At 46.5% G+C, this 4099-nt stretch carries 4 protein-coding genes; 3 read left to right on the forward strand and 1 reads right to left on the reverse strand.

The features are described 5' to 3' along the window. Positions 1 to 370 precede the first annotated feature (370 nt). On the forward strand, positions 371 to 2836 hold the full coding sequence (locus tag EWV84_RS08530; RefSeq protein WP_287077655.1) for an ATP-dependent Clp protease ATP-binding subunit: 2466 nt from the start codon (positions 371 to 373) through the stop codon (positions 2834 to 2836). Positions 2837 to 2913: 77 nt separating this feature from the next. Next, positions 2914 to 3198 (forward strand): hypothetical protein, encoded by a 285-nt coding sequence (locus EWV84_RS08535; protein WP_287077656.1) that lies wholly within the window; start codon positions 2914 to 2916, stop codon positions 3196 to 3198. Positions 3199 to 3350: 152 nt separating this feature from the next. On the opposite strand, the gene EWV84_RS08540 is transcribed toward EWV84_RS08535, so the two are convergent. Continuing rightward, positions 3351 to 3740: a hypothetical protein gene (locus EWV84_RS08540; RefSeq protein ID WP_287077657.1), complete on the reverse strand. Its 390-nt coding sequence runs from the start codon at positions 3738 to 3740 to the stop codon at positions 3351 to 3353. Between the two features lie 21 nt (positions 3741 to 3761). On the opposite strand from EWV84_RS08540, the gene EWV84_RS08545 reads away from it, so the two are divergent. Next, positions 3762 to 4099 (forward strand): RNA-guided endonuclease InsQ/TnpB family protein (locus EWV84_RS08545; RefSeq protein WP_287077658.1); only part of this gene is annotated, 338 nt, incomplete at its 3' end.

Raw genomic sequence — 4099 nt, forward strand, 5'->3', positions numbered from 1 at the left:
GAGTCTATCGTTCTCCAAAAAAATGGATAATCATATCGGGGCTATCTGGTATTTCATACACGACTACAATGCCCAATTGGCAAGGCATTAAGCCCCATCACTACTATCGAATCACCACCTCACCCCGTTCTTTAACATAAAATACTCATTTGTCAATAGGTAGTAATATTTAATCTGCTTATACTTCGAGTTTTGACCTGAAAATGGGCAAGGGGATGACCACGACCCTAGGGGATTATGCAAGGGTGAACAACTTATCGGCAGGTTTCCAAGCCGCTCGCCAATAACTGATCACTGAAAGACGGCTAAACCAAAAAGGCGTGCTAAAATCAGCATATCTAGGGTCGCTTGTGTAGGTGATGGATAGGCTATGTTTGAAAGATTTACGGAAAAAGCCATTAAAGTAATCATGCTCGCCCAAGAAGAAGCTCGCCGCCTCGGCCATAACTTCGTGGGAACAGAGCAGATTTTACTAGGACTAATTGGAGAGGGAACGGGAGTTGCCGCCAAAGTCCTCAAGTCCATGGGTGTCAATCTCAAAGATGCGCGCGTGGAGGTGGAGAAAATCATCGGTCGCGGTTCCGGATTCGTAGCCGTGGAAATTCCCTTCACCCCCAGAGCCAAACGAGTTTTAGAACTCTCCCTCGAAGAGGCCCGTCAACTGGGCCATAACTATATTGGCACAGAACATCTCCTTTTAGGACTAATTCGCGAAGGGGAAGGTGTGGCCGCTAGGGTTCTGGAAAATCTCGGCGTGGATCTCTCGAAAGTTCGCACCCAAGTGATCAGAATGTTAGGGGAAACCGCCGAAGTGGCCGCAGGTTCATCTTCCCAAGGTCGCACTAAAACCCCCACTCTTGATGAATTCGGTTCCAATCTAACCCAAATGGCCAGCGAGGGTAAACTCGATCCCGTGGTCGGCCGACAAAAGGAAATCGAGCGCGTTATCCAAATTCTTGGCCGTCGTACCAAAAATAACCCAGTCCTGATTGGGGAACCGGGGGTCGGTAAAACAGCGATCGCAGAAGGATTGGCCCAACGCATCGCTAATAAGGATATTCCCGACATTCTCGAAGAAAAACGGGTTGTCACCCTCGATATCGGCTTGCTAGTGGCGGGAACCAAATATCGCGGCGAATTTGAGGAACGCCTCAAAAAAATCATGGACGAAATTCGCCAAGCGGGTAACGTCGTCCTTGTGATCGATGAAGTTCATACTCTCATCGGTGCTGGGGCAGCCGAAGGGGCGATCGATGCGGCCAATATTCTCAAACCGGCTTTGGCCCGAGGAGAACTGCAATGTATCGGTGCGACGACCTTGGATGAGTACCGCAAACATATCGAACGGGATGCGGCTCTAGAAAGACGTTTTCAACCGGTTATGGTCGGTGAACCCTCCGTAGAAGAAACGATCGAAATTCTCTACGGTCTCCGGGAACGCTACGAACAGCACCACAAACTAAAAATCTTAGATGAGGCCCTGGAAGCGGCGGCGAAATTGTCCGATCGCTACATTAGCGATCGCTTCTTACCGGACAAGGCGATCGATTTAATCGATGAAGCTGGTTCGAGAGTGCGCTTGATTAATTCCCAATTGCCACCGGCAGCCAAGGAATTAGATAAAGAACTGCGGCAAATTCTCAAACAAAAAGATGACGCGGTGCGCGGTCAAGACTTCGAGAAAGCCGGGGAATTGCGCGATCGGGAAATGGAAATCAAAACCCAGATCCGTAATCTCGCTTCCACCAAAAAAGGCGAAGATGGCAACGACGAACCCTTTGTTGACGCGGAGGAAATCGCTCACATCGTCGCTTCTTGGACTGGGGTTCCCGTCAATAAACTGACCGAAACCGAATCCGAGAAACTGCTGCACATGGAAGATACCCTGCATCAGCGTCTCATCGGTCAAGAGGACGCAGTTAAAGCAGTGTCCCGCGCCATTCGTCGCGCTCGCGTCGGTCTGAAAAATCCCAACCGTCCCATTGCTTCCTTTATCTTCTCCGGTCCGACGGGGGTAGGTAAAACCGAGTTAACTAAAGCTCTGGCCGCTTATTTCTTTGGTTCGGAAGATGCGATGATCCGTCTCGATATGTCGGAATACATGGAACGGCACACGGTTTCTAAGTTAATCGGTTCGCCTCCGGGTTACGTTGGTTACAACGAAGGGGGACAATTAACGGAAGCGGTGCGTCGTCGTCCTTATACGGTGGTGCTATTCGACGAAATCGAAAAAGCTCACCCCGATGTCTTCAATATGCTTCTGCAAATCCTTGAAGATGGACGTTTGACCGATGCCAAAGGTCGCACGGTGGACTTTAAAAATACCCTGTTGATCATGACCTCGAACATCGGTTCTAAAGTGATCGAGAAGGGTGGCGGTGGTTTAGGTTTCGAGTTTGCCGATAATCAGGCCGAGGCCCAGTATAATCGCATTCGATCGCTGGTTAATGAGGAATTAAAACAATATTTCCGTCCGGAATTCCTTAACCGTCTTGATGAGATTATTGTCTTCCGTCAACTCAATAAGGAAGAAGTCAAGGAAATCGCCGAAATCCTGCTCAAGGATGTGTTTAAACGTCTGACAGAACAAAATATTACTTTGTCTGTTACTGATAAGTTTAAAGAACGCTTGATCGAGGAAGGTTATAATCCGGCCTACGGCGCTCGTCCCTTACGTCGTGCGATTATGCGTCTCTTGGAAGATGTTCTGGCTGAGGAAATTCTCTCCGGACGCGTGGGTGATGGTGATACTGCCATGGTCGATATCGATGAGGAAGGTAAGGTGAAAGTTATTTCGGGAGAAAGACGCGAGTTAATCGCTCCCGTGATGGAATAAATTCTAACTGGAATTAGTTAAATAAAAGGTGGGCTTTTTGCTCACCTTTTCTCGTAAAAATAGGAGAAAAAACTGTGATGAAAGTATGGGTTGTGGGTTGTGTATTGTTGTTTTTATTGGTAGAATTTTATCAGTGGGCGAAGGGTTTTATTTTGCCTTTACCTCTCTATATTTTTGCGGGAGCTTTATTATCGATCACTTCTAATTATTCCCAAGATATGAAAACTTTATTCGGCAAAAGTGAGCGGGTTTATCAAACGGCTAGTTTAAGTGATGATGTGCCTAATATTTTGACGGAAGAGACCCCAGTGCAAATTCCAGAAGAAGCAGCCGCAGAGGATCGTAAAAAGCCGTCAAATTAAGCGGATTTGTAGAATTGCCATGGCAGAACTAACCTGAGTTCGGGATAAAAGCCGAAACCATTATTTTACCGTGGCCGGTCAGCCCTATTCCTGCGTGGAAGTCATGGCAAAATATCCTTAACCTGAACTGACGTTATCTAATCCCCGCCCAACTACCGAACTGGGTTTTTTGCATCGAGAATACATCGAGCATCTAAGAGGATAATATTTTTCGATTCCACAACCGAACAACTCTCGCTCAACTCGGATAAAACGAGGGGAGTTCCCGTGCGAAGTCTTTCTACCGCACGAGAAGTTACCGATCCAAAGGATTGAAGGCCAACTTTATCGATTGGGTAGTCTGGGGAAAAAGCGGAGCGATCGAGTAACCAAAAACGAATGTTATTTTTCTGGATAAAGTTCTGCACGGCAGTCAGATCGGGACTATATTGGGCTTCGATTAATTCCGTATATCTTTGGCGAAGTTTTTCATCGAAAATTTTGGGTCTGAAACCCCGTCGTTTCACGACGGCTTTACCGTTAAATACTAGCGCATTTACCAAATATATGCTAAAATGTGAGACATGGAAAAAGCCTACTCGTTCCGATTTTACCCAACACCAGAACAAGAGTCGCTATTGCGGCGCACTTTGGGCTGTGTAAGATTGGTTTACAATAAAGCTCTCCATGTCAGAACACAAGCATGGTATGAAAGACAAGAAAGAGTAGGATATACTGAAACCTCTTCAATGCTAACCGAGTGGAAAAAGCAAGAAGAATTAGACTTTCTCAATGAAGTTAGTTGTGTACCTTTACAACAAGGGTTAAGACATTTACAAACAGCTTTTACTAACTTCTTTGCTGGTCGTACTAAGTATCCCAACTTTAGGAAAAAACATCAAGGAGGAAGTGCCGAATTTAC

Origin of the sequence: Microcystis sp. M_QC_C_20170808_M3Col (genome assembly GCF_007095505.1) — a bacterium.
Taxonomy (GTDB): domain Bacteria; phylum Cyanobacteriota; class Cyanobacteriia; order Cyanobacteriales; family Microcystaceae; genus Microcystis.

Excerpts from the sequence above, each read along its gene's own strand:
- EWV84_RS08530 (WP_287077655.1), top strand. The coding sequence starts at position 371 with ATGTTTGAAAGATTTACGGAAAAAGCCATTAAAGTAATCATGCTCGCC.
- EWV84_RS08535 (WP_287077656.1), top strand. The coding sequence starts at position 2,914 with ATGAAAGTATGGGTTGTGGGTTGTGTATTGTTGTTTTTATTGGTAGAA.